This is a genomic window from Aliiroseovarius sp. S1339 (genome assembly GCF_023195695.1).
Taxonomy (GTDB): Bacteria; Pseudomonadota; Alphaproteobacteria; order Rhodobacterales; family Rhodobacteraceae; genus Aliiroseovarius.
On record NZ_JALPQG010000002.1, the window covers coordinates 228,557 to 249,902 of the forward strand.

The window sequence follows — 21,346 nt, forward strand, 5'->3', positions numbered from 1 at the left end:
CCATGACGCGCCGTATTTACGAAGACTACGCGTATTCCGGCGCCGCACGGGCCGAATGTATCTGGCCCGTGCCGCAAGGGGATTGGCCGTCGCTGGAAGGTGATGCTCGCGCCGAAGTGGCGGTCATCGGCGGTGGCTATACCGGTCTCTCTGCCGCGCTTCACTTGGCGCAAGCGGGCGTTCAGGTCACTCTGCTGGAAGCGCATAGCCCCGGTTGGGGCGCGTCCGGTCGCAATGGCGGGTTTTGTTGCATCGGCGGTGACAAGCTGGGCCTTAGCGCGATCCGGAAGCGCTTTGGCGCGGACGCAGCACAGGCCTATTTCAACGCCCAGCGCGATGCGATTGATCTTGTGGCCCACCTTCTGGACGCCCACGACATAGATGCCGACACCCATTCCAATGGTGAACTGCAACTGGCCCACCATCCCCGCATCATGTCCGACCTGCGCGCTGAACAGGAAGAATGGGCAGCCTATGGCGTAAGGGCCACGCTGATCGAATGCGCTGAACTGGCCGCACGCGGCATGGCTGGCACCTTTCATGGCGGGCTTCATGTGCCGTTGGGCTTTGCCCTAAACCCCGGGGCATACGCCTCTGGACTAACGAACGCGGCCAATGACGCCGGGGTGACAATTCATGCAGATAGCCCGGTGTTGAATATCACCCAGACCGACTTCGGTTATCTGCTTGAAACGCCAACCGGACGACTGACGACCCAAAAGCTGATCCTTGCCACCAACGGGTATGGGACCGACGGCCTGCCAGATTGGATGACCGGGCGATACCTGCCGCTGCAGTCCAACATCCTCGTGACCCGTCCGCTGACAGATGACGAGATCGCCGCGCAAGGCTGGACCACCGATCTGATGGCCTATGACAGCCGCCACCTGCTGCATTATTTCCGCCTTTTGCCCGACCGGCGTTTCCTGTTCGGTGCGCGCGGAAATGTGGGGGCAAGCGCGCAGGGGCAAGCGGCAATGCGCGCGCGCCTGAACAGAGAACTCGCGGCCATGTTCCCCGCTTGGGCCGATATCGAGACACCACATTTCTGGTCAGGCCTCGTCAGCCTTTCGCGCGATCTGTTGCCCTATGCTGGCCCGGTCGGCGATTGGGACAATGCTTGGGCCGGAATGAACTATCACGGCAACGGGGTCGCGATGGGCACGTGGGTGGGCGCACGGCTGGCGGATATGGCACTTGGGCGCGGGGGCGAGCTACCCGTCCATACCCGCACCCTGCCCCGCTTTCCGTTCCCACGGCTGCGACGCAGCTATTTGCATGGGGCGGTGTTGGGTTACCGCCTGAAGGATGGTCCACCGCCCAAGCCTTAAGCTTTCAGCACATCCGCATAGGTCTGGCGCATCACGTTTTTCTGCACTTTACCCATCGTGTTGCGGGGCAGCTCGTCCACGATGATTGCGCGCTTGGGCTGTTTGAACTTGGCAAGTTTGCCCGCAACGCCCGCCATGATTGCGGCTTCATCCATGGACGCGACCGGCTGCGCGACGACCACGGCGACAACGCCCTCGCCAAAATCCTCATGCGGCACGCCGATGACGGCGCTTTCCAGCACGCCCGGCAGATCGTCGATGACGGCTTCAACCTCTTTCGGGTAGACATTGAAGCCGCCTGTGATGATCAAATCATTGCCGCGCCCGACGATGGTAACATAGCCATCTGCGTCAATCATCGCCAGATCGCCGGTGATGAACCACCCATCAGGCCGCAATTCTTCGGCAGTTTTGTCGGGCATCTGCCAATAGCCCGCAAAGACATTGTCGCCGCGCACTTCAAGCACGCCAATTTCACCCTCGGGCAAGGTCGCGTCAGTGTCGGGGTCACAGACTTTCACCTCGACCCCCGGCAGTGGCAGGCCCACTGTTCCCGCGCGGCGGTCGCCATCATAGGGGTTCGAGGTGTTCATGTTCGTCTCGGTCATACCGTAACGCTCTAGGATTGCGTGGCCTGTGACCTCGCGCCACCGGTCGTGGGTTTCCGCCAAAAGCGGGGCCGAGCCTGACACAAACAGCCGCATATTCTTTGACGCATCCGCCAAACGCGGGTCTTTCAAAAGCCGGGTATAGTAGGTCGGCACGCCCATCAACGCGGTCGCCTTCGGCATGGCGGCGATGATCGCGTCGGCATCGAACCCCGGCAGAAAGACCGCTGATCCACCTGCCATCAGCGTCACGTTGGTCGCGACGAACAAGCCATGGGTGTGGAAGATTGGAAGCGCGTGGATCAAAACGTCTGTGTCGGTAAACCGCCAGTAATCACTGAGCGTTTCGCTGTTTGAGGCCAACGCCCGATGGGTCAACATCGCACCCTTCGAGCGCCCCGTCGTACCCGAGGTATAGAGGATCGCGGCCAGATCCAGCGGCTCACGTGCGACAGCATTGAAGCCGTGCGATTGCGCATCGCGAAGATCAACCAAACTGCCCGCCTCGCCTATGCCCAGTGTTAGGACATGTTCCACCTCGGCATTTTGCGCCACAGGGCTCAGGGCCTCCAGCTTCGCCGTGTCGCAGACGAAAACGCGCGGGCTTGCGTCGCCAAGAAAATACGCGACCTCGTCCGGTGTATAGGCCGTATTCAGCGGCAGGAAGACACCACCTGCCAGCACCGTGCCCACGTAGAGTTCCAACATCGCTGTTTCTTTGGGCGCCTGCACGGCCACTCGGTCACCTGGTTGCAACCCCAAGCCAACCAACGCCGCCGCCATCCGTTCCGCATTTGCCCAAAACGCGCCATAGGTTGTGGTATTCCCCGCCTGCCCATCGGTCAGAAAAACCGCGTCATGGCGCCCGTCCGAGGCGCGCGAGATGGCTTGGGCAAGATGGTTCAGATCGTACATTTCGTCCTCCTGACAACAGGTGCGGATTAGCCTTGCGTGGTTACGTAAACATTGACGTTTGGGACGTCTGGCAGACTATTCGCAGGTTGCGCCGCAAAAAGTTTCACCATCGCATCCAGCGGCAGAGTCATGGCATTTCCTCCACACATGCCGTCAACCTAACTTGCCTTTGACACCGTCGCCAGTTGCGTCATCTTGGCGGAATGAAAAATCGAATGATTTGCTTGCCCTATTTCTCGGGATTTGGTCACACCAAACGCATCGCCGCAGCGATTGCAGACGGGATTGGCACATCTGCGCGCCTGATCAATGTCGAGGCAATATCCAATGACGATTGGGCCGCGCTTGACGCCGCCGATGCCATCATCTTCGGCGCGCCCACCTATATGGGATCCGCCGCCGCCCGTTTCAGCCAATTTCTCGAAGAGGTCGACACAAGGTGGGAGGACGGGCTGTGGGTCGATAAAATCGCCGCAGGCTTCACAACGGGCATCCACCCGTCGGGCGACAAACTTGCCACATTGCAGCGGCTATCCACCTTTGCCGCCCAAATGGGTATGATCTGGGTCGGTCAATCCGACATCGGCGCGCCGGTCAAACCAAACAGGCCCGGCGTGAATCGAGATGGAAGTTGGCTGGGTTTGATGGTGACGGAACAACTGGGTGAAGCCGATGACCTGCCCGCAGACGATCTTGATAACGCCCGTCGGTTCGGTGCGCGCATCCTATTGGCGACAAAACGGTGGGCTGAAGGCTAGATTGCCCGCTGCCGCGTCGTCTGACTACGAATATCCCCCGCCGTTCGCACCGCGGGGGAAATGCTTTAATAACCCGACTTACTTCTGGGTAATGCGCCCATCCAGCATCGGTGTGACCGGACCCATCTTGGCCATGTATTCGGCGGTTACATCCGCCAGATCAGGACCAAAATCATAAGCGTTCTCAGCGTCGAGGAACATTTTAAAGCCGTCGCCGCCGTTGCGCACGTAGTTGTTAGACACAACGCCATAGGTCTTCTCTGGATCAATCGGCGCCTCGCCTACCATCACGTCCGACACACGTTCGCCTGCCGGCTTCGACACATCAAACGCGTATTTTAGACCGGCAACCTGGAGAAAGCGGCCCGCGCCTTCTTCATGTTGGCTGACGCCATTCTCCAGCGCCTCGAGAATTGTCGCGCCGGACACTTGGAAGGTCGACAGAGTGTTCTGAAACGGAAGCACGGTCAGCACTTCGCCCATCGTCACCTCACCCGCATCAATTGACGCGCGGATACCACCGCCATTCGCAAGTGCGATCTCAATGCCTTGATCTTTCACCCGGTCCAGCATCGCATCGGCGATGATGTTGCCCATGGCGCATTCCTTGGCGCGACAGCTGTCCCGTTCACCGTCGATCAACTCGGCTGTTTCAGCCACCACTTTGTTGCGGATTTCCTCAAGCGGTGCTGCAGCTTCTGTGATGCGCGCAACAGTCGCCTCGTCTTCAGCGACAGCTCCGTCCATGATGATCGGCTCGCCTGTGGCTTCTGTGATATTGCCCTCATCGTCGAACGTTACATTTAGCTCGCCAAGAAACTTGCCATAGGCATAGGCCGACACGATCGCGGTCGAGCCGACCATTGTCGGGTAAGGCCCCTCGGCACTTTCGTTTGTGTTGGACAGAAGCGTGTTGGTATGGCCGCCCACAATGATATCGACACCCGTCGTTCCCTCGGCAATCGTCTGGTCAACGCGATAGCCCGAATGGCTTAGCACGATGATCTTGTTCACGCCTTCGGCGGTCAGCTTGTCGACCTCGCCCTGCACCGCTTGTACCGGATCGGTAAAAATCACGTTGGGTCCGGGCGACGCCAGTTCGTCGGTGTCTTGCGGGGTTAGGCCGATCAGGCCCAGCTTTTCGCCGCCACGTTCGATCACGGCGGACTTTGCAAGCTTACCGGCCAGCAGTTCTTCACCCGAGACATCGGCGTTTGACATCAACACGGGAAAATCCACCGCATCCATAAAGCCGCTTAGAACTTCTGGGCCATCGTCAAACTCGTGGTTGCCCACAGTCATCGCGTCATAGCCCATCTTGTTCATCATTTCGGCAGCCAGTTTGCCCTTGTAATAGGTATAAAACAGCGTGCCCTGGAATTGGTCGCCACCGTCCACGAGGATCGAGTTGTTGGACCGTGCGCGCGCCTCGGCCAGTGCGCTGACCAGACGGGCTGAACCGCCAAAGCACTCGCCTGCTGTGTTATCTTCTGCCGAACAGCCGGAATCGTATTTGCTGATCGGCTCGAACCGGGCATGAAAGTCGTTGGTGTGTAGTACGGTCAGCGTATAGTCCGCAGCCGCCGTGCCAGCTGTCACCGCCAGTGCTGCAACCGTTGTCAAAAAACGCGTTATCATTGGGAACCCCCTGTTATTGGTATATTGCGAACAGGTTGACGCGAGTCGGCCTGCCTTGTCAAAGACCGCGCTTAAGATGGCAGGTTGACGTAACGGTAGAATGACGTGCCTTCGTGCGCCTTTCCTAGTCAAATCCTACATGTCTTGACGAATGTTGCCCCGCGAGTCACATCAGGGGCATGCAGATATACAAAATTCTACGCGCCGCCGAATGGCAGGCATTTCAGACCTCAGGCAAGACAATGGGTGCCCCCATTGATTTGGACGACGGCTATATCCATTTCTCAACCGCTGAACAGGCGCAAGAAACTGCTGCAAAGCATTTCGCGGGTGAGGACGGCTTGGTGCTGGTAGCATTTGAAGCAGACGCCATGGGTGACGCCCTGAAATGGGAGCCCGCGCGCGGCGGTACCCTGTTTCCGCATCTTTATCGCGAATTAATGTTGTCCGAAGCTTTATGGCATCGCGCGCTACCTCTTGGCCCCGATGGGCACAAATTTCCCGAGAGCCTTGCATGAACCTGATCGAGAAAATTGCGCTTAAGGCACTTCATCAGGTGGATCCCGAACGATCGCATGGCTTGGCGCTGATGGCGATGAAAGCAGGCATTGTGCCGCTTTCGGGGATGGTCACGACAGACCGGCTTAAGACCAAGTTCTGCGGGATGGACCTTTTGAACCCAGTGGGACTTGCGGCAGGTTACGATAAGAATGCAACCGTGGTTGACGCGTTGACCCAAGCCGGGTTCGGGTTTGTCGAGGTCGGGGCGGTGACGCCGCGTCCGCAACGGGGCAATCCCAAGCCCCGCCTGTTCCGACTGACGGAAGATCAGGCCGTCATCAACCGCTTCGGTTTTAACAATGAAGGGATGGAGGCCGCCGCCGCGCGGCTAACCCGCCGCTCGCGCCGCCGCCCGGTACCCGTTGGATTGAACCTTGGGGCCAATAAGGACAGCGAAGATCGTGCCGCCGATTATGTGCACGTGTTTGAAACCTGCGGCCCGCATGTGGATTTTGCCACCATCAATGTCAGTTCGCCCAACACCGAAAAGCTGCGCGATTTGCAAGGCGCTGATGCGCTGCGCGGGCTGTTGTCCGGCGTGCTTGAAGCCCGCGAAGGGCAGGACAAATACACGCCAATCTTTCTGAAAATCGCCCCCGACCTCAGCGACGAGGAACTGTCCGAAGTTGCAGGCGTCGCGCTTGAGGTTAACGTCGATGCCGTCATCGCCACCAACACCACCCTGTCACGCGAAGGTCTGAAAAGCCCGTTTAAGGCAGAGGCCGGTGGCCTGTCTGGCCCGCCCCTGTTTGAGAGATCGACCCGCGTTCTGGCCCGCTTGTCCGAATTGACAGACGGCAAGATGCCCCTGATCGGCGTCGGCGGGATCGCTTCGGCCGACGATGCCTATCAGAAAATCCGCGCTGGCGCCTCGATCGTGCAACTTTATTCTTCGCTGGCCTATAAGGGGCTCAGCCTCGTGGAAGAGATCGCCTTGGGTCTTGATAAGCTTTTGGAACGCGATGGCTTTGACCATGTCTCAGATGCTGTCGGCACAGGTCGGAAGGACTGGCTATGACCGAGATTTGGCACAACCCGCGCTGTTCAAAATCGCGCCAGACACTGGCAATCCTTGAAGAGCGTGGCGAGGATGTGGTCGTGCGCCGCTATCTTGACGACGCGCCGGACGAGGCCACGCTGCGCGCAGTTCTGACCGCGCTGGCGGTCCCCCCAATCGCGATCATGCGCAAAGGCGAAAAGCAGTTTAAAGAGCTTGGGCTAAGCGCAGACACCCCCGACAATGATCTGATCGCCGCGATGGTCGCGCACCCGATCCTGATCGAACGCCCCATTGTGATCAAAGACGGAAAAGCCCGGATCGGTCGCCCACCTGAAAGCGTAATCGACATTCTTTAGGTCGCCACCTCCAACGCAGGATAACGCAGACCCAGCGTCACGCCGCGCGCGATGTACGAAACAAGCAACGCCAACCATAGCCCGTGATTGCCGAAAATCGGCATCAGGCTCAGCACAGCGATGATATAGATCACCGCGGATACGATCATCATGTTGCGCATATCGGCGGTGCGGGTTGCACCGATGAATATCCCGTCCAGCATCCAAGACGGCCAGCCGAGCAAAGGCGCGAAGACCATATAGATCAGGAAGACCCGCGCAGTGGCGCGCACCTCTTCTGCGGTGGTCATCAGGTCAATGGCCATCCCCCCGAACAACAGGAACCCCAATGCCAGCACACAAGAAATGCCCGCCCCCCACTGGCTGGACATGATCGCAGCGCGGCGCAGCCCAGCCTTATTGCGCGCGCCCAGCGCTTGGCCAACGAAGGTTTCCGCCCCGAAGGCAAACCCGTCCATCGCATAGGCCGTCACGTGCAGAAATTGCAAAAGGATCTGGTTGGCCGCAAGTTCGACGTCCGAGAAACGCGCGCCAAAGAACATGAAGCTGGTGAAGATCGCAGTCAGCAGCAGCGAGCGGATCATGATGTCCGAATTGACGACGGCCATGCGCGTCAAGGTCGCGCGGTCCAGCACCCGTGTGCGGTCGCGCCAGGCCGGGTTGTGGAAGGCATCACGGCACAGCCACAGGCCCAGCACCGCGCCGCCAAATTCCGCGATCAAGGTAGCCACGGCCACACCTTCGATCCCCCAGCCCAGACCAAGAACGAACCACAGGTCCAGCACGATGTTGATGCCGTTCAACGCGACTTGCAGCACCAGCACCGACTTGGCGCGTTCCAGCGCAATCAGCCAGCCTGTCAGCGCATAAATCGAAATGGCGAAGGGCGCACCCCAGATCCGAATGGAAAGATAGTCTTGCGCCATGCGCTCAACTTCAGCCGAGGCGGGCGCGATCTGGAAAGCCGCCCAAAACAGCGGGAGCTGCAGCACAACCAACGCAAGACCGGCCACCCCCGCAATCATCATGGCGCGGGTCAGCATCGCCGACACCTCGCCCGTGCGTCCGGCACCATGCGCCTGCGCGGTCAGGCCGGTGGTGCCCATCCTGAGAAAGCCGAACAACCAATAGAAGGTCGTGATCACAACCGCGCCAATACCAACCGCGCCAATCGGTGCTGCCTCGCCTAACTGGCCGATGACACCGGTGTCCACGATGCCCAAAATGGGTACCGTGACGTTGGACAGGACGATCGGCCCCGCAACCGCAAAGATGCGGCGGTGGGTGATCTGCGCAGGGCGGGTTGTCATTTCGTGGGCATCAGGAAATGACCCGTGGCCTGCGCATACAGTTTGTTGCGGTTGTCCTGCCATGCTTCAACATGCACCGACGCATAGCGCCGCCCTTGCCGAACGATCCGCGCCCGCGCATAGGCGTCGCGCGGCAGGCCAGACCGCAGATAGTCGATTGAGAAGTCGATGGTCTTGGGCAGATACGGCAGGTTGTCCGGGCCAAGCGTGCCGGGATCCAGCTTGCCCGACTCCATATCTTCCCAAAGCGATACCCAGCTGAGTTCTATCACTGCCGCAGTTTCCAGAAATGCCGCCGTGACACCGCCATGAATTGCCGGCAGCAGCGGGTTGCCAATCAGCTTGTCCGAGAACGGAAGGATAGCTGTCAGTTCATCCCCATGACGTTCCACGCTGATACCCAGAAATTTCAAATAGGGAACGCTGTCGACAAGAGCAGATAAGGTGGCATCGCGGCGTTTCTTGACCACTTCGACGGGTTCTGGGCGGGGGCGTTTCACAGTACCTTTCATGGCTTGTCACCTCCGCTGATCTCAACCGAGATTTCGGTGGACCGTCGTTTTGGATCACCATCTGCCGAAAAGGCTCCTGTCGCGGTTGCCACTGGGCGATTTTCGTCTTCGTCCAAGGCGACGGCACGCACAAACGCGACTGATCGCGTGACGTGATAGCAGGTCGCGCGGGCGGTGATCTTCTGGCCGGGCGTGGCGGGGCGCATATAATCAATGCGCAGATCAATCGTGGCAGTGATCGCGGGGGCGTCAGGGTGGCTCATTACTGCGGTTCCACAGCACGTATCCATCAGCGCCGACACCGCGCCGCCGTGGATGACACCCGTGCGCGGATCACCGATAAAACGTGCATCGTAAGGCATCGACATCACCGCCTCGCCGTCGCCCAGATGGTCCAGCGTCATCCCCAATGCACCGCAATGCGGAATGGCCTCGGTGAATTTCCGAGCGATTTCCGCCTTTTTCTCTGGCGTCAGGTTCTTAATCATCCCGCATTCTCCTTTGGCATTTCCTGCCTTTTATTGGCCCTTGGAAATGGCGCGTCCACCCCTTACTTCGCCTTGGCACCCGGTTTCATGAACTGACGTTCCCAAAGTACAAGCAGGTGCTTTTACGCAATTGCGCCCTCTGCGCCGGTCCTTTACGTTAGGTCGTATGAAGACTGGAAATGGGGCACAGATGACCGAAGACCGCCTGACCTTCAAGGAAATGTGCGCGAAGTTTGACGTAACCCCGCGCACGCTCAGATACTATGAATACATTGAGCTTCTGAGCCCGGAAAAGGAAGGCCGCACCCGGTTCTACACCCCGCGCGAGGTCGCCCGCATGACGCTGATTTTACGGGGACGGCGGTTTGGATTTTCGCTGGAAGAACTTCGCCAGTGGCTGTTGATCTATGATGAAAAAGGCACCGAGGCGCAAAACCGGGCTTGGGTTGAGCTGGCAGACCGCCAATTGGCCGATCTGCGCACTCAGCAGTCGCAACTGGTAGAAAGCATCGCCGATCTGCAAAAACTGCGCGATGACGCGGCCAAAGCGCTGGACTAATTCGGGGTGTTTCCCCTTTATTTTGTGCGATTTCCGGTCTTCACCGCAGTAGACGTGTTTTTTCGCTAACCTAGCGGAACCTCATTTCTTCTTGAAAAACATGCCCTTGCGTCATGTCGTCTTTTTTCGACGTTACGTAACGACAACAAAACCTCTGACGCCACGTTACATTTACGTCAACGTAAGCTTACATAGTATGACGAGCTGGTTAGATCATACGACCGGCGTCGGGTAGTGATTGGAGAATAGTATGACCGACGAACTTATGACCATTCGCCAGATGTGCGATGCCTTTGATGTGACGGCTAGGACGCTACGCTTTTATGAAGCAAAAGAGCTGATCGCGCCCATCCGCGAAGGCCAGAAACGGCTGTTCACCAAGCGCGACCGTGCGCGTCTGAAACTGATCCTGCGCGGCAAACGCTTTGGGTTCTCGCTTGAAGAGATCCGGCAGTTGCTGGACCTTTACGATCGCGGCGACCAGCAGAAGACCCAACTCGAACGCACTTATGAGGTGGCACAAGGTCATCTTGAGGGGCTTAAACGCCAGCGCGAGGAATTGGACGACGCCATCGACGATCTGACAGAGCAGTTGAACTGGGTGAGCGAAAAGATCGCCACGTTCGACGATGACAATTCAGACCCGAAATAAGGACGACCTCTATGCCCAGCTACACCGCTCCGACCAAGGACATGGCCTTCCTTCTGCATGAAGTGCTCAAGGCAGACAAACAAGACATCCCCGGATATGACGAACTGGAGCCCGATTTCACGGGCGCTGTTCTGGAAGAAGCCGGCAAAGTCGCGAGCGAGGTTCTTACGCCCTTGAACATTACCGGCGACCATGAAGGGTGCCGCCTGGAAAATGGCGTGGTTTATACCCCCACTGGATTCAAGGCCGCGTTTGAGCAGATGAAAGAAGGTGGCTGGACTGGGCTGGACATGCCCGAAGAATTCGGCGGCCAGAACATGCCCGTTCTGCTGGGCACGGCTGTGGGCGAGATGTTTTCCGCCGCCAACCAAGCGTTCACCATGTATCAGGGCCTGACTCACGGTGCCGCGTCGGCCATTTTGGCGCACGGCACGGACGAGCAGAAAGCAACCTATCTGCCCAAGATGGTCAGCTGTGAATGGACCGGCACGATGAACCTGACCGAACCGCATTGCGGCACCGATCTGGGCCTGATGCGGACCAAAGCCGAACCGCAGGACGATGGCAGCTATAAGGTGTCGGGCCAGAAGATTTTTATCTCGGCGGGCGATCACGACATGTCAGAGAACGTCATCCACCTTGTGCTGGCGAAAATCCCTGGTGGGCCTGACGGCATCAAAGGCGTCTCGCTGTTCATCGTGCCGAAGTTCAACCTGAACGAAGATGGCTCGGTCGGGTCGCGCAACGGCGTGACGGTCGGCAATATCGAGCACAAGATGGGCATCCACGGCAACGCGACCTGCGTCATGAACTATGACGAGGCGACGGGTTATCTGCTGGGTGACATGCACAAAGGCATGCGCGCCATGTTCACCATGATGAACGAGGCCCGTCTGGGTGTGGGCATGCAAGGCTTGGCACAGGCCGAAGCCGCTTATCAGAACGCCGTGATCTATGCCAAGGACCGTCTGCAAGGGCGCGACGTGACAGGTTTAAAAAATCCGGATGGCCCCGCCGATCCGCTGATCGTGCACCCTGATATTCGCCGCTCGCTGATGGACCAGAAAAGCTTCATCGAAGGTGCCCGCGGTTTCCTGTTGTGGGGCGCATTGTTGATCGACCAGGCACATCGTTCGGGCGACCAGCAAGCAGACGGCCTTATCAGCCTTATGACACCCGTCCTGAAAGGCTTCCTGACGGATCAGGGCTTTGATATGACCGTTCTGGCCCAGCAGGTCTATGGCGGCCACGGTTACATCGAAGAACATGGCATGAGCCAGTTCGTGCGCGACGCCCGCATCGCGCAGATCTATGAAGGCGCAAATGGCGTGCAGGCGCTGGACCTTGTGGGTCGCAAGTTGGCCGCAGATGGTGGCAAGCCGATCATGGCGTTCTTTGAGTTGATCAAGTCCTATTGCAAGGGACAGGACGGCGACGAAATGACGGATTTCATCGAGCCGCTGAAAGAAGCGTCAAAGCACCTGCAAGCCGCGTCGATGTATTTCATGCAAAACGGCATGAAAAATCCCAACAACGCGCTCGCTGGCAGCTATGATTTCATGCACCTGTTTGGTCATGTCTGCTTGGGCTACGCTTGGGCACAACAGGCGCGCGCTGCGCTGGACGCCCTTGCAAACGGCGCAGCTGACGCCACGTTTTACGAGACCAAGCTGACCACCGCGCGCTACTATATGGCACGCCGCCTGCCCGCCACCGCCATGCATCTGGCGCGGATCGAAAGCGGCGCGGACACCGTGATGGCTTTGGACGCGGACGCGTTCTGAGCCGGGCAAACAAAGCAAGGAGAGATCATGCCGAAACGTTTCAAACTGACCCGCCGCTTCCCCTGTGCCATGACAGAGGATGGCTATCGTCGGCTCAGGCGTTTCGCGAAAGAGGCAGGGCTTGACGAAGGTGAAGCCCTGTCCTTCCTGTTTGAGCATTTCGACAGTGTAACGGACGAAGAAAACCTGACGGCCCGTCTGCGGCTGTTCAACTCTGAACTGGACGCACGCAAACGCTGATGCGGGCCACGTTCAACGGGAGGGAACGATGACGATCAAACTCTATTGCTTCGGTGAAAGCGGAAACGCCTATAAAGCCGCTTTGACACTGGAATTGTCCGAGCTGGAATGGGAACCCGTCTTCGTCGACTTCTTCAACGGCGAAACCCGCAGCCCGGAGTTTCGCGAACTGAACCCGATGGGCGAGGTGCCGGTGATGATTGACGGAGATGTGACACTGTCCCAGTCTGGCGTCATTCAGGACTATGTGTCCTCTAAATCCGGCAAGCTGGGCGGGCGTAGCGCCAATGAACGGCGTGAAATCCTGCGCTGGCAGTTTTGGGACAATCACAAGATGTCGTCCGTGGCGGGCACGACCCGGTTCCTGATGAATTTCCTGCCCGAAGACAAACGCCCCGCCGAAGTGATCGCTTTCAATCAGGCCCGTTTGAAGGGCGCATACAAAGTGCTGGAAGGCGAACTTTCAAGCCGCAACTGGCTGGTTGGCGACGCCATCACGCTCGCTGATATCTCATGCTGTGGCTACCTGTTTTACTCTGAACCCTTCGGCTTCGACCGCGCCGAATGGCCCGCAATTGACGCTTGGCTCACCCGTATTTCGGAAACGCCCGGCTGGAAACACCCCTATGACCTGATGCCCGGCTCCCCTGCGGACCGCGCGTGATCTCGAAAGGACGAATGATGACCGACGCCTATATCTATGACGCCGTGCGCACCCCGCGTGGCAAAGGCAAGAAAGACGGCACCTTGCACGAGGTGACCGCCGTGCGCCTGTCCGCTATTGCACTGAACGCGCTGAAAGAGCGCAACAATCTGGACGGCCACGCCGTCGAGGATGTGATCTGGGGCAACGTTACCCAAGTGGGCGAACAGGGAGCATGCCTTGCGCGTTCCGCCGTGCTGTATTCCGATCTGGACGAACGTATTCCGGGTGTCTCGATCAACCGCTTCTGCGCCTCAGGCCTGGAAGCCGTGAACATGGCCGCCAACCAAGTCAAAGGCGGCGCAGGTGACGGCTATATCGCCGGTGGTGTGGAAAGCATGAGCCGGGTGCCGATGGGCATGGACGGTGGCGCGATAGCTGCTGATCCCTTCCTGGCGATGAAAGCCTATTTTGTGCCGCAAGGCATCTCGGCCGACATAATTGCAACCGAATTTGGCTTTAGCCGCGACGACTGCGACACCTATGCGGTGGAAAGCCAGAAACGCGCTGCCGCGGCCCGTGCCGATGGACGATTCAAGGCAATCATTCCAGTGAAAGACCAGAACGGCCTTGAGATCATGTCCGAGGATCAAATGATCCGCGAGACCACCATGCAAACGCTGGGCGGTCTGAACCCCTCATTCAAAGCGATGGGCGAAGTGATGCCGGGCTTTGACGCTGTGGCATTGCTGAAATACCCGCATCTTGAGCGTATCAACCACGTGCACCACGCGGGCAACTCGTCGGGTATCGCGGATGGCTCTGCCGCCATCCTGATCGGCAACAAGGAATTCGGCGAACGCCACGGGCTGAAACCGCGGGCGCGGGTCAAAGCGACATCAAAAGTGGGCACCGATCCCACGATCATGCTGACCGGTCCTGTTCCGGCCACAGAACGCGTGCTGCAAGCTGCCGGCATGGATTTCGGCGACATCGACTTGTTCGAGGTGAACGAGGCGTTTGCCTCCGTCGTTCTGCGTTTCATCCAAGCCTTCGACGCCGACACGAACAAGGTAAACGTCAACGGCGGCGCCATCGCCATGGGCCACCCGCTGGGCGGCACTGGTGCGATGATCCTCAGCGCCCTGCTGGACGAAATGGAGCGTTCTGACAAAGAAACCGGTCTGGCCACGCTTTGCATCGGCTCGGGCATGGGTGCCGCAACCATTCTTGAACGCGTGTAAGAAGGAGACGTTAAAATGGCTGATTTTCACTATTCCGTGGACGCCGATGGCGTCGCCACCATCACTTGGGATGTCCCCAACAAATCCATGAACGTGCTGTCCTATGACGCGCTTCGCGAGCTGGACGCCCATATCGACACCGTTCTGGCAGACGACGCCGTGAAAGGCGCGATCATCACCTCGGCGAAGAAGGACTTTGCCGGTGGAATGGACCTGAACGTCATCGCGCAGATGAAGAATGATGCGGGCGACAACCCGGCAAAGGGTCTGTTTGACGGTGTCATGGGTATGCACGGTGTGCTGCGCAAGATCGAACGCGCAGGCATGGACCCCAAAACCAACAAGGGCGGCAAACCGATTGTCGCCGCCCTGCCCGGCATCGCGCTTGGCATCGGTCTGGAAATCCCGCTGGCCTGTCACCGCATTATCGCCGCCGACAACCCGAAGGCCAAGATCGGCCTGCCGGAAATCATGGTCGGCATCTTCCCCGGCGCAGGCGGCACCACCCGTCTTGTGCGCAAAATGGGCGCGATGGCGGCGGCGCCATTCCTTTTGGAAGGCAAGACTGTTTCGCCAGACAAAGCGAAAGCGGCTGGCCTGATCGACGAGGTTGTCGCGCCCGATGAACTGCAAGCCCGCGCGAAAGAGTGGGTTCTGAACGCCACCGACGCGGACATCGTGAAACCGTGGGATGCGAAGGGTTATAAAATGCCCGGCGGCGCGCCCTATCACCCCGCTGGGTTCCAAACCTTCGTTGGTGCGGCTGCGATGATTCACGGCAAGACCAACGGCGTCTATCCTGCCGCCAAGGCTCTGCTGGCAGCGGTCTATGAAGGCGCGATGGTGCCCTTTGACGACGCGCTGCGCGTGGAATGTCGCTGGTTCGTGAACGTGCTGATGAACCCGTCATCCAGCGCGATGATCCGCTCGCTCTTCATCAACAAGCAAGCGCTTGAAAAAGGCGCTGTGCGTCCGAAAGACGTGGCTGACCAGTCGGTCCAGAAAGTCGGCGTGTTGGGCGCAGGCATGATGGGGGCTGGCATCGCGCTGGTATCCGCCATGGCCGGGATGGAGGTCGTTCTGATCGACCAAACCCAAGAAGCGGCCGACCGAGGCAAAGCCTATTCCGAGGGCTATCTGGACAAAGGCATCGCCCGCAAGAAAGCCACGCCTGAGAAGAAAGAGGCCGTTCTGTCGGCCATCACCGCCACCACTGATCTGGAGGCCCTCAAGGGTGCGGACCTGATCATCGAAGCGGTGTTCGAGGACGTGGGCGTAAAGGCCGAAATGACCAAAAAGGTCGAGGCCGTGGTGGGCACAGACTGCATCTATGCCACCAACACCTCGACCCTGCCGATCACCGAGCTGGCAAAGGCGTCTGAACGCCCGGATCAGTTCATCGGCATCCACTTCTTCAGCCCCGTCGAGCGCATGATGCTGGTCGAGATCATCAAGGGCAAGGAAACCGGCCCGCGTGCGGTCGCCAAGGCGCTCGACTATGTGCGCCAAATCCGCAAGACGCCGATTGTAGTCAACGACGCGCGCTTCTTCTACTGCAACCGCTGCATCATTCCCTACATCAACGAAGGGATGCGCATGGTTGGCGAGGGCGTCAGCCCTGCTCTGGTCGAAGGTGCCGCGAAACTGCTGGGCTTCCCGGTGGGACCACTGCAACTGGTCGATGAAACCTCGATTGATCTGGGTGTGAAAATCGCCAAGGCCACCAAGGCCGCGATGGGCGACGACTACCCGGATGCAGCTGTGGACGACATCATCTTCTGGATGGCCGACGAAGGCCGCTTGGGTCGCAAGGCCAACGCGGGCTTCTATGACTATGACGACAAGGGCAAACGCGCGGGTCTGTGGGAAGGTCTTGAAGGCAAGTTCCCGCATGCAGACGACCAGCCCGACTTGACCGAAGTCAAGCATCGCCTGATGATGGCGCAAGTGCTGGAAGCTGTCCGCGCGCTGGAAGAAGGCGTGTTGGAAGACATCCGCGAAGGCGACGTGGGCGCGATCCTGGCATGGGGCTTTGCGCCTTGGTCTGGCGGTCCGTTCAGCTGGCTTGACATGATCGGCGCGGACAAAGCGGTCGAGATTTGCGACAGCCTGACTGCAGAATATGGCGCTAGGTTCACGACGCCTGCCCTTTTGCGCGATCTGGCCGACAAGGGCGAAACGTTCTATGGCAGGTTCGACACCGCGCAAGACGCAGCCTAACCGATTGCATTGCGAAAAAGAAAACGGCCCGGGCGATGCTCGGGCCGTTCTTCGTTTGTCGGGATCAGACGATCAACGGCCTAGAAATCATATCCAAACCGCTTGATGTCGCGCGCGCAAATATCATCGACCAATGCCGCATCGTTATCATTGTAATAGCTGCGATAATCGGGGTTTCGGTCAGATCGGTTCTCGTGCGGCAAGGGGCCGAATTGGAAGCCCAAATGAGCCTCGAACGGTGCAAGGTCAGCAGGCAACGCCTCCATCCGAGCGAAAAGATCGCACCGCTCATGCCCTGTCTGATCCGTGACATACGAGGCAAACGGCGCGCCGGCAAAGCTGTCCTTGGTGAATTGGTGGTTCAGAAACTCTGAGAAGGTCAGGGCATGTGCTAGATCGACCGCCGGGTGGTCGAAATGCTGTGCTTTCAGCCAATGATAATAGCTGACCAGCCTGTCCCACGGATTGCGCACCAAAGTGACGACGAAATAACTGTCGATCTGTTCTTGCGTCACCAATCCGTCAATATCGCGCAACGTAGAATGCTTCCAAAGCCGACCCGAGGACGCGACGTGCTTTAACCGTCGCCGACGACGAACTGCCTTGGGCGTGTCGCCCAACAGAATGTCGTCTTTCATCGCCCGCGCCTCTAGCGCCAACGCAAGCGATGTGCCCCCGGTTTTGGGTGGGTGAACGAAAATATAACGACGGCCGTGCGAAATGATCATGGCGCGATGTTAGCGGGCTTTCAGGCCGGGCGCGAGCGCAGCGAGATGATGGCGCCAGAGACAATGATCAAGACCATACCCAAAACAGACCTAAGCGACACTGGATCACCGAAAAGCACGAAGCTCCACCCAGCCACGAAGGGCAGCAACAGGTATTCGTAAATGCCGACTTGCGCAGCGTCGGCCAGTTGATAGCCCTTGAAAACAAGCCCCACAGCGATCAGCGACCCGACCGCTTGCATGACAGTCAAACCCCACGCTTGCGGCGTAGGCCAGACCAGTCCGCGCAAAATGAATCCCTCGGCCCCTGCGGGCACGCTCTGCGGCCAGATCATCAGCGCGACACATCCGACAAGCCCGAAAAGGCCCAACGCCAGAAAGAAATACAGCAGCATCGACATTGCGCTTTCACCTTCGCACCATTGCCGGGTGGCAATCCCCCCGATGGCATAGAAAAAACCCGCCGCAAGAGGAACAATGGCGACAGGATCAAGGCCGTCAGCAAACGGGTTCAGGACGATCAGAACGCCTGCAAACCCGACCAATGCCGCACTGATGCGCGTCAGACCCACGGGTTGGCCCAGAAACAACGCACCGACAAGCAAAATCCAGATGGGCGCTGTGAACAGCCCCGCCGCGACCTGTCCGATGGGCAAAAACGCCAGACAGCCGAAATAGATCAGCATTGCCAGCGCCGCAAAACCGCCGCGCACCATCACGGCCCAGCGGCGCATGGGGGTCAGGTGGGCACGCCCGATCCATGATAGCAGACCCAGTATGCCCACGGCCATGATCGCCCGCATCAGGTGGAATTGCCACAGCCCTAGGTCACGCGCGATCAGGGCGACGAAGTTGTCAAAGAACCCCAAAAGGAACATGGCCAGGCAAATTGCGCCAGCCGCCGCGAATGTTCGATTGCCCGTCATGTCGTTTTCCGCCTGCTTTGTGCGTATCCAAGGCATTGACCACTAAGGTGTCGTTCTGGTCTGCTTCAATAACGACATACACGACAAACGACGCGCGACAAGACAGGGAGTGAGGCATATGGGCTGGATGGCGGATGAGACCGGGTTGGAAAAATGCGCGGCGAATTTTGTTCCATTGACGCCCTTGTCTCACCTCAGACGGGCCGCCCGCGTCTTTCCCAATCGCGAGGCGTTGGTCTATGGCAAACGGCGGCTGACCTATGCGGCCTATTTCGAACGAGTGTCCCGCCTTGCGTCGGCATTGGCGCAGCAGGGGATTGTACCCGGCGATGTGGTCGCGACGCTTTTGCCCAACGTGCTGCCGCATGTCGAAGCCAGCTTCGCCATTCCGGCCTGTGGGGCGGTCTTGAATACGATCAACACCCGGTTGGATGTGGACACCGTTGCCTTTATCTTCGCCCATGGGCAAGCCCGCGCGGTACTGGTCGACACCCAGTTTCTGCCACTGGCTGAACAGGCCATCGCGCAGATGAAGGCAGACGGCGCATCCGCCACGCCCAAGATTATCGAGGTCGCGGACCCCGACGCAGGCTTTCCCGCAACCGGTCGCCATCCGGAATACGAAAGCCTTGTCGCAGGCGGCGATGCCGATTTCGACTGGATCATGCCGCAGGACGAATGGGAAAGCCTTGCGCTGAACTATACCTCTGGCACGACGGGGCGGCCAAAGGGCGTCGTCTATCACCATCGCGGCGCGTACTTGATGACGATGGGCACGCCAATCAGTTGGGGCATGACGCTTTACCCGCGCTACCTGACCATTGTGCCTTTGTTTCACTGCAACAATTGGAACCACTCATGGATGATGCCCGCGCTTGGCGGCACGATCATCTGTTGCCGCGATGTTACGGCCAAGGCGATCTATGATGCGATTGCGGATGAAGGCGTAACCCATTTCGGGGGGGCACCAATAGTGCTGAACATGATCGTGAATGCGCCTGACAAAGATCGCCGCCCCTTCGACCACGTGGTGGACGTGTTCACGGCTGGTGCCCCACCCGCCGCTGCCACCCTAGCTGCGATCGAGCCGTTGGGCTTCAACATCACGCAGGTTTACGGCCTGACCGAAACCTATGGGCATATTACCGAATGCCTGTGGAACGGCCCGGAATGGAACGACCTGCCACAAAGCGAGAAGTCGTCCTTAAAAGCGCGCACAGGCGTCGCGATGCCGCAGATGGAGGATATCACCGTCCTGACCAGCGACACGATGGAACAGGTCGCGATGGACGGCGAAACTATCGGCGAAATTATGATCCGCGGCAATTCGGTGATGAAAGGTTATTTGAAGAACCCCGACGCCACGCGCGAGGCGTTCAAGGGCGGCTATTTCCATTCAGGTGATATCGCGCACCAGACACCGGACGGCTATATCCGCATCACAGACCGGGCCAAGGATATCATCATCTCGGGCGGCGAAAACGTCAGCTCGGTCGAGGTTGAGGGCGCGTTGATGCACCACCCCGCCGTCAGCTTGTGTGCCGTGGTCGCCAAGCCTGATGACACGTGGGGCGAAGTGCCTTGCGCTTTTGTGGAACTTAAGGATGGTGCCAACGTGACGGAAGACGAGTTGATCGCCTTCGTTCGCGAACGGCTGGCCGGGTTCAAAACCCCAAAAAAGATCGAGTTTTGCGAGCTTCCCAAGACCTCGACCGGTAAAATACAGAAGTTTGAACTGCGCGATCGCTTAAGGAACAAAAACTGACCCGTCACGCGCATTGCCCGAACGGTTTCGAGCGAGTATCCTGACCGCAACAATAACGAGCAGGCGAGACCCGTCCAAAAAATGACGGCCCTCACGAAATATGAACGGCTGGAAGCAGCCGGGTTGTGGCGCGCTTCACCCGAGGCGCAGCGCCGCGACGTTATCCTATCGCTTGGCGATGCCACATTGGTGATCTCGGATCAGCATGGCACCGCGCTGGCGCATTGGTCCCTGCCCGCCGTTATCCGCCTGAACCCCGCAGAGCGCCCGGCGCTTTTTTCACCCGGCGAGGATGCGACGGAAGATCTGGAAATCGAGGACGACACGCTGATCAAGGCGATTGAGAAGGTGCGCACGGTCGTTGAAAGACGCCGCCCACATCCCGGACGCCTGCGCCATTGGGTCACTGCTGGCATTATTGGCCTGTTGGTTGCGCTTTGTGTGTTTTGGCTGCCCAATGCGCTTCGCGACTACACGGTATCGGTGGTGCCCGATCCGACGCGGGACGCCATCGGGCAACGTATCCTGAACCGAATTGGCCGGGTGGCCGGGCAGCAATGCGATGGGCAGATCGGACAAAGCGCGCTTGACCGGCTTACCGCCCGGGTGCTGGACACCGCCGCACCCCGCGTGATCGTGCTGTCAGGTGGCGTGCAGACGGCGACACATTTGCCGGGGCATATCACGCTTCTGAACCGCGCCCTGATCGAAGATTACGAAGAACCAGACGTGGTCGCCGGGTTTCTATTGGCCGAGGATATGCGCAGGCAGGCCACCGACCCGATGAATGCCCTGCTGGAACATGCTGGGCTAAAGGCCACCGCTCAACTTCTGACGACAGGTGATCTGCCCGACGGCGTGATCGACAGCTACGCAGAGGATTTGTTGATCGCCGCCCCGGCCCCGCTGGATCACAGCGCGCTGCTTACCCGGTTCGAAAAAGCGGGCGTTCGCTCAACGCCTTACGCCTATGCGCTGGATCTGACGGGGGAAAGCACGCTTGATCTGATCGAAGCCGATCCCGTTGCGTTGGCCGACGCAACGCCGTTGCTTACAGATGCAAACTGGGTTCGCCTGCAAGGCATTTGCGGCGAATAGCAACCGCACC

21 protein-coding genes and 1 pseudogene are annotated in these 21,346 nt (G+C 58.9%); 14 read left to right on the forward strand and 8 right to left on the reverse strand.

The genetic code is table 11. The features are described 5' to 3' along the window. Window positions 1-2 precede the first annotated feature (2 nt). Window positions 3-1,331 (forward strand): FAD-dependent oxidoreductase, encoded by a 1,329-nt coding sequence (locus MUY35_RS04140; protein WP_248364136.1) that lies wholly within the window; start codon window positions 3-5, stop codon window positions 1,329-1,331. Here MUY35_RS04140 and MUY35_RS04145 read toward each other — a convergent pair. Continuing rightward, window positions 1,328-2,854, reverse strand: coding sequence for a malonyl-CoA synthase (locus MUY35_RS04145; protein WP_248364137.1), 1,527 nt, complete (start codon window positions 2,852-2,854; stop codon window positions 1,328-1,330). The genes MUY35_RS04140 and MUY35_RS04145 overlap by 4 nt on opposite strands. A gap of 47 nt (window positions 2,855-2,901) precedes the next feature. Then, a pseudogene (locus MUY35_RS04150) lies at window positions 2,902-3,003 on the reverse strand (SOS response-associated peptidase); the annotation flags it as partial. A 66-nt stretch (window positions 3,004-3,069) separates the two neighbouring features. Between MUY35_RS04150 and MUY35_RS04155 the strand changes: the two are divergent. Then, on the forward strand, window positions 3,070-3,612 hold the full coding sequence (locus MUY35_RS04155; RefSeq protein WP_248364138.1) for a flavodoxin domain-containing protein: 543 nt from the start codon (window positions 3,070-3,072) through the stop codon (window positions 3,610-3,612). 78 nt (window positions 3,613-3,690) lie between these two features. Here the strand turns inward: MUY35_RS04155 and MUY35_RS04160 are convergent, their stop codons facing one another. Further along, window positions 3,691-5,250, reverse strand: coding sequence for a bifunctional metallophosphatase/5'-nucleotidase (locus MUY35_RS04160; protein WP_248364139.1), 1,560 nt, complete (start codon window positions 5,248-5,250; stop codon window positions 3,691-3,693). A gap of 179 nt (window positions 5,251-5,429) precedes the next feature. Here MUY35_RS04160 and MUY35_RS04165 point away from each other — a divergent pair, with 179 nt between their 5' ends. From MUY35_RS04165 to arsC, 3 genes are read left to right on the forward strand one after another with little or no spacing between them, the layout of a single operon-like run. Next, window positions 5,430-5,768 carry a DUF952 domain-containing protein gene (locus MUY35_RS04165; RefSeq protein WP_248364140.1) on the forward strand — a complete coding sequence of 113 codons (339 nt, stop codon included), beginning with the start codon at window positions 5,430-5,432 and terminating at the stop codon, window positions 5,766-5,768. Continuing rightward, complete coding sequence (locus MUY35_RS04170; RefSeq protein WP_248364141.1) at window positions 5,765-6,829, forward strand: quinone-dependent dihydroorotate dehydrogenase; 1,065 nt, start codon at window positions 5,765-5,767, stop codon at window positions 6,827-6,829. Before MUY35_RS04165 ends, MUY35_RS04170 begins: the two co-directional genes overlap by 4 nt. After that, window positions 6,826-7,167: an arsenate reductase (glutaredoxin) gene (arsC, locus tag MUY35_RS04175; protein ID WP_248364142.1), complete on the forward strand. Its 342-nt coding sequence runs from the start codon at window positions 6,826-6,828 to the stop codon at window positions 7,165-7,167. The genes MUY35_RS04170 and arsC overlap by 4 nt, the downstream gene beginning before the upstream one ends. Here the strand turns inward: arsC and MUY35_RS04180 are convergent. From MUY35_RS04180 to MUY35_RS04190, 3 genes are read right to left on the reverse strand one after another with little or no spacing between them, the layout of a single operon-like run. After that, a complete protein-coding gene (locus tag MUY35_RS04180) occupies window positions 7,164-8,477 on the reverse strand; it encodes an MATE family efflux transporter (protein WP_248364144.1) in 1,314 nt (437 codons plus the stop codon). The two genes, arsC and MUY35_RS04180, sit on opposite strands and share 4 nt — an antisense overlap. Continuing rightward, window positions 8,474-8,977, reverse strand: coding sequence for a PaaI family thioesterase (locus MUY35_RS04185; protein WP_248364310.1), 504 nt, complete (start codon window positions 8,975-8,977; stop codon window positions 8,474-8,476). The genes MUY35_RS04180 and MUY35_RS04185 overlap by 4 nt, the downstream gene beginning before the upstream one ends. 8 nt (window positions 8,978-8,985) lie before the next feature. Further along, complete coding sequence (locus MUY35_RS04190) at window positions 8,986-9,477, reverse strand: PaaI family thioesterase (RefSeq protein WP_248364146.1); 492 nt, start codon at window positions 9,475-9,477, stop codon at window positions 8,986-8,988. 190 nt (window positions 9,478-9,667) lie between these two features. On the opposite strand from MUY35_RS04190, the gene MUY35_RS04195 reads away from it, so the two are divergent. The 7 genes from MUY35_RS04195 to MUY35_RS04225 all read left to right on the forward strand — a co-directional run bounded on the left by MUY35_RS04195 (window position 9,668) and on the right by MUY35_RS04225 (window position 16,819). Further along, window positions 9,668-10,036 (forward strand): MerR family DNA-binding transcriptional regulator, encoded by a 369-nt coding sequence (locus MUY35_RS04195; protein WP_248364148.1) that lies wholly within the window; start codon window positions 9,668-9,670, stop codon window positions 10,034-10,036. A 250-nt stretch (window positions 10,037-10,286) separates the two neighbouring features. Beyond that, complete coding sequence (locus MUY35_RS04200; protein WP_248364149.1) at window positions 10,287-10,688, forward strand: MerR family DNA-binding transcriptional regulator; 402 nt, start codon at window positions 10,287-10,289, stop codon at window positions 10,686-10,688. Window positions 10,689-10,699: 11 nt separating this feature from the next. After that, on the forward strand, window positions 10,700-12,472 hold the full coding sequence (locus tag MUY35_RS04205) for an acyl-CoA dehydrogenase C-terminal domain-containing protein (RefSeq protein ID WP_248364150.1): 1,773 nt from the start codon (window positions 10,700-10,702) through the stop codon (window positions 12,470-12,472). A 27-nt stretch (window positions 12,473-12,499) separates the two neighbouring features. Beyond that, window positions 12,500-12,712, forward strand: a complete 213-nt coding sequence (locus MUY35_RS04210) for a hypothetical protein (protein WP_248364151.1) — start codon at window positions 12,500-12,502, stop codon at window positions 12,710-12,712. Window positions 12,713-12,740: 28 nt separating this feature from the next. Then, window positions 12,741-13,376 carry a glutathione S-transferase family protein gene (locus tag MUY35_RS04215; protein WP_248364152.1) on the forward strand — a complete coding sequence of 212 codons (636 nt, stop codon included), beginning with the start codon at window positions 12,741-12,743 and terminating at the stop codon, window positions 13,374-13,376. Between the two features lie 17 nt (window positions 13,377-13,393). After that, complete coding sequence (locus MUY35_RS04220) at window positions 13,394-14,599, forward strand: acetyl-CoA C-acetyltransferase (RefSeq protein WP_248364153.1); 1,206 nt, start codon at window positions 13,394-13,396, stop codon at window positions 14,597-14,599. Between the two features lie 15 nt (window positions 14,600-14,614). Then, window positions 14,615-16,819 (forward strand): 3-hydroxyacyl-CoA dehydrogenase NAD-binding domain-containing protein, encoded by a 2,205-nt coding sequence (locus tag MUY35_RS04225; RefSeq protein ID WP_248364154.1) that lies wholly within the window; start codon window positions 14,615-14,617, stop codon window positions 16,817-16,819. A gap of 80 nt (window positions 16,820-16,899) precedes the next feature. Here the strand turns inward: MUY35_RS04225 and MUY35_RS04230 are convergent, their stop codons facing one another. Both MUY35_RS04230 and MUY35_RS04235 read right to left on the reverse strand, forming a co-directional pair. Next, entirely contained in the window at window positions 16,900-17,547 is a 648-nt protein-coding gene (locus tag MUY35_RS04230; RefSeq protein ID WP_248364155.1) for a sulfotransferase family 2 domain-containing protein, read from the reverse strand. Between the two features lie 20 nt (window positions 17,548-17,567). Continuing rightward, on the reverse strand, window positions 17,568-18,473 hold the full coding sequence (locus tag MUY35_RS04235; RefSeq protein WP_248364157.1) for a DMT family transporter: 906 nt from the start codon (window positions 18,471-18,473) through the stop codon (window positions 17,568-17,570). A gap of 118 nt (window positions 18,474-18,591) precedes the next feature. On the opposite strand from MUY35_RS04235, the gene MUY35_RS04240 reads away from it, so the two are divergent. After that, a complete protein-coding gene (locus MUY35_RS04240) occupies window positions 18,592-20,238 on the forward strand; it encodes an AMP-binding protein (RefSeq protein WP_248364159.1) in 1,647 nt (548 codons plus the stop codon). Between the two features lie 81 nt (window positions 20,239-20,319). Continuing rightward, window positions 20,320-21,336: a hypothetical protein gene (locus MUY35_RS04245; protein ID WP_248364161.1), complete on the forward strand. Its 1,017-nt coding sequence runs from the start codon at window positions 20,320-20,322 to the stop codon at window positions 21,334-21,336. Window positions 21,337-21,346 lie beyond the last annotated feature (10 nt).

Excerpts from the sequence above, each read along its gene's own strand:
- MUY35_RS04140 (WP_248364136.1), top strand. The coding sequence starts at position 3 with ATGACGCGCCGTATTTACGAAGACTACGCGTATTCCGGCGCCGCACGG.
- MUY35_RS04145 (WP_248364137.1), bottom strand. The coding sequence starts at position 2,854 with ATGTACGATCTGAACCATCTTGCCCAAGCCATCTCGCGCGCCTCGGAC.
- MUY35_RS04155 (WP_248364138.1), top strand. The coding sequence starts at position 3,070 with ATGATTTGCTTGCCCTATTTCTCGGGATTTGGTCACACCAAACGCATC.
- MUY35_RS04160 (WP_248364139.1), bottom strand. The coding sequence starts at position 5,250 with ATGATAACGCGTTTTTTGACAACGGTTGCAGCACTGGCGGTGACAGCT.
- MUY35_RS04165 (WP_248364140.1), top strand. The coding sequence starts at position 5,430 with ATGCAGATATACAAAATTCTACGCGCCGCCGAATGGCAGGCATTTCAG.
- MUY35_RS04170 (WP_248364141.1), top strand. The coding sequence starts at position 5,765 with ATGAACCTGATCGAGAAAATTGCGCTTAAGGCACTTCATCAGGTGGAT.
- arsC (WP_248364142.1), top strand. The coding sequence starts at position 6,826 with ATGACCGAGATTTGGCACAACCCGCGCTGTTCAAAATCGCGCCAGACA.
- MUY35_RS04180 (WP_248364144.1), bottom strand. The coding sequence starts at position 8,477 with ATGACAACCCGCCCTGCGCAGATCACCCACCGCCGCATCTTTGCGGTT.
- MUY35_RS04190 (WP_248364146.1), bottom strand. The coding sequence starts at position 9,477 with ATGATTAAGAACCTGACGCCAGAGAAAAAGGCGGAAATCGCTCGGAAA.
- MUY35_RS04195 (WP_248364148.1), top strand. The coding sequence starts at position 9,668 with ATGACCGAAGACCGCCTGACCTTCAAGGAAATGTGCGCGAAGTTTGAC.
- MUY35_RS04200 (WP_248364149.1), top strand. The coding sequence starts at position 10,287 with ATGACCGACGAACTTATGACCATTCGCCAGATGTGCGATGCCTTTGAT.
- MUY35_RS04205 (WP_248364150.1), top strand. The coding sequence starts at position 10,700 with ATGCCCAGCTACACCGCTCCGACCAAGGACATGGCCTTCCTTCTGCAT.
- MUY35_RS04210 (WP_248364151.1), top strand. The coding sequence starts at position 12,500 with ATGCCGAAACGTTTCAAACTGACCCGCCGCTTCCCCTGTGCCATGACA.
- MUY35_RS04215 (WP_248364152.1), top strand. The coding sequence starts at position 12,741 with ATGACGATCAAACTCTATTGCTTCGGTGAAAGCGGAAACGCCTATAAA.
- MUY35_RS04220 (WP_248364153.1), top strand. The coding sequence starts at position 13,394 with ATGACCGACGCCTATATCTATGACGCCGTGCGCACCCCGCGTGGCAAA.
- MUY35_RS04225 (WP_248364154.1), top strand. The coding sequence starts at position 14,615 with ATGGCTGATTTTCACTATTCCGTGGACGCCGATGGCGTCGCCACCATC.
- MUY35_RS04230 (WP_248364155.1), bottom strand. The coding sequence starts at position 17,547 with ATGATCATTTCGCACGGCCGTCGTTATATTTTCGTTCACCCACCCAAA.
- MUY35_RS04235 (WP_248364157.1), bottom strand. The coding sequence starts at position 18,473 with ATGACGGGCAATCGAACATTCGCGGCGGCTGGCGCAATTTGCCTGGCC.
- MUY35_RS04240 (WP_248364159.1), top strand. The coding sequence starts at position 18,592 with ATGGGCTGGATGGCGGATGAGACCGGGTTGGAAAAATGCGCGGCGAAT.
- MUY35_RS04245 (WP_248364161.1), top strand. The coding sequence starts at position 20,320 with ATGACGGCCCTCACGAAATATGAACGGCTGGAAGCAGCCGGGTTGTGG.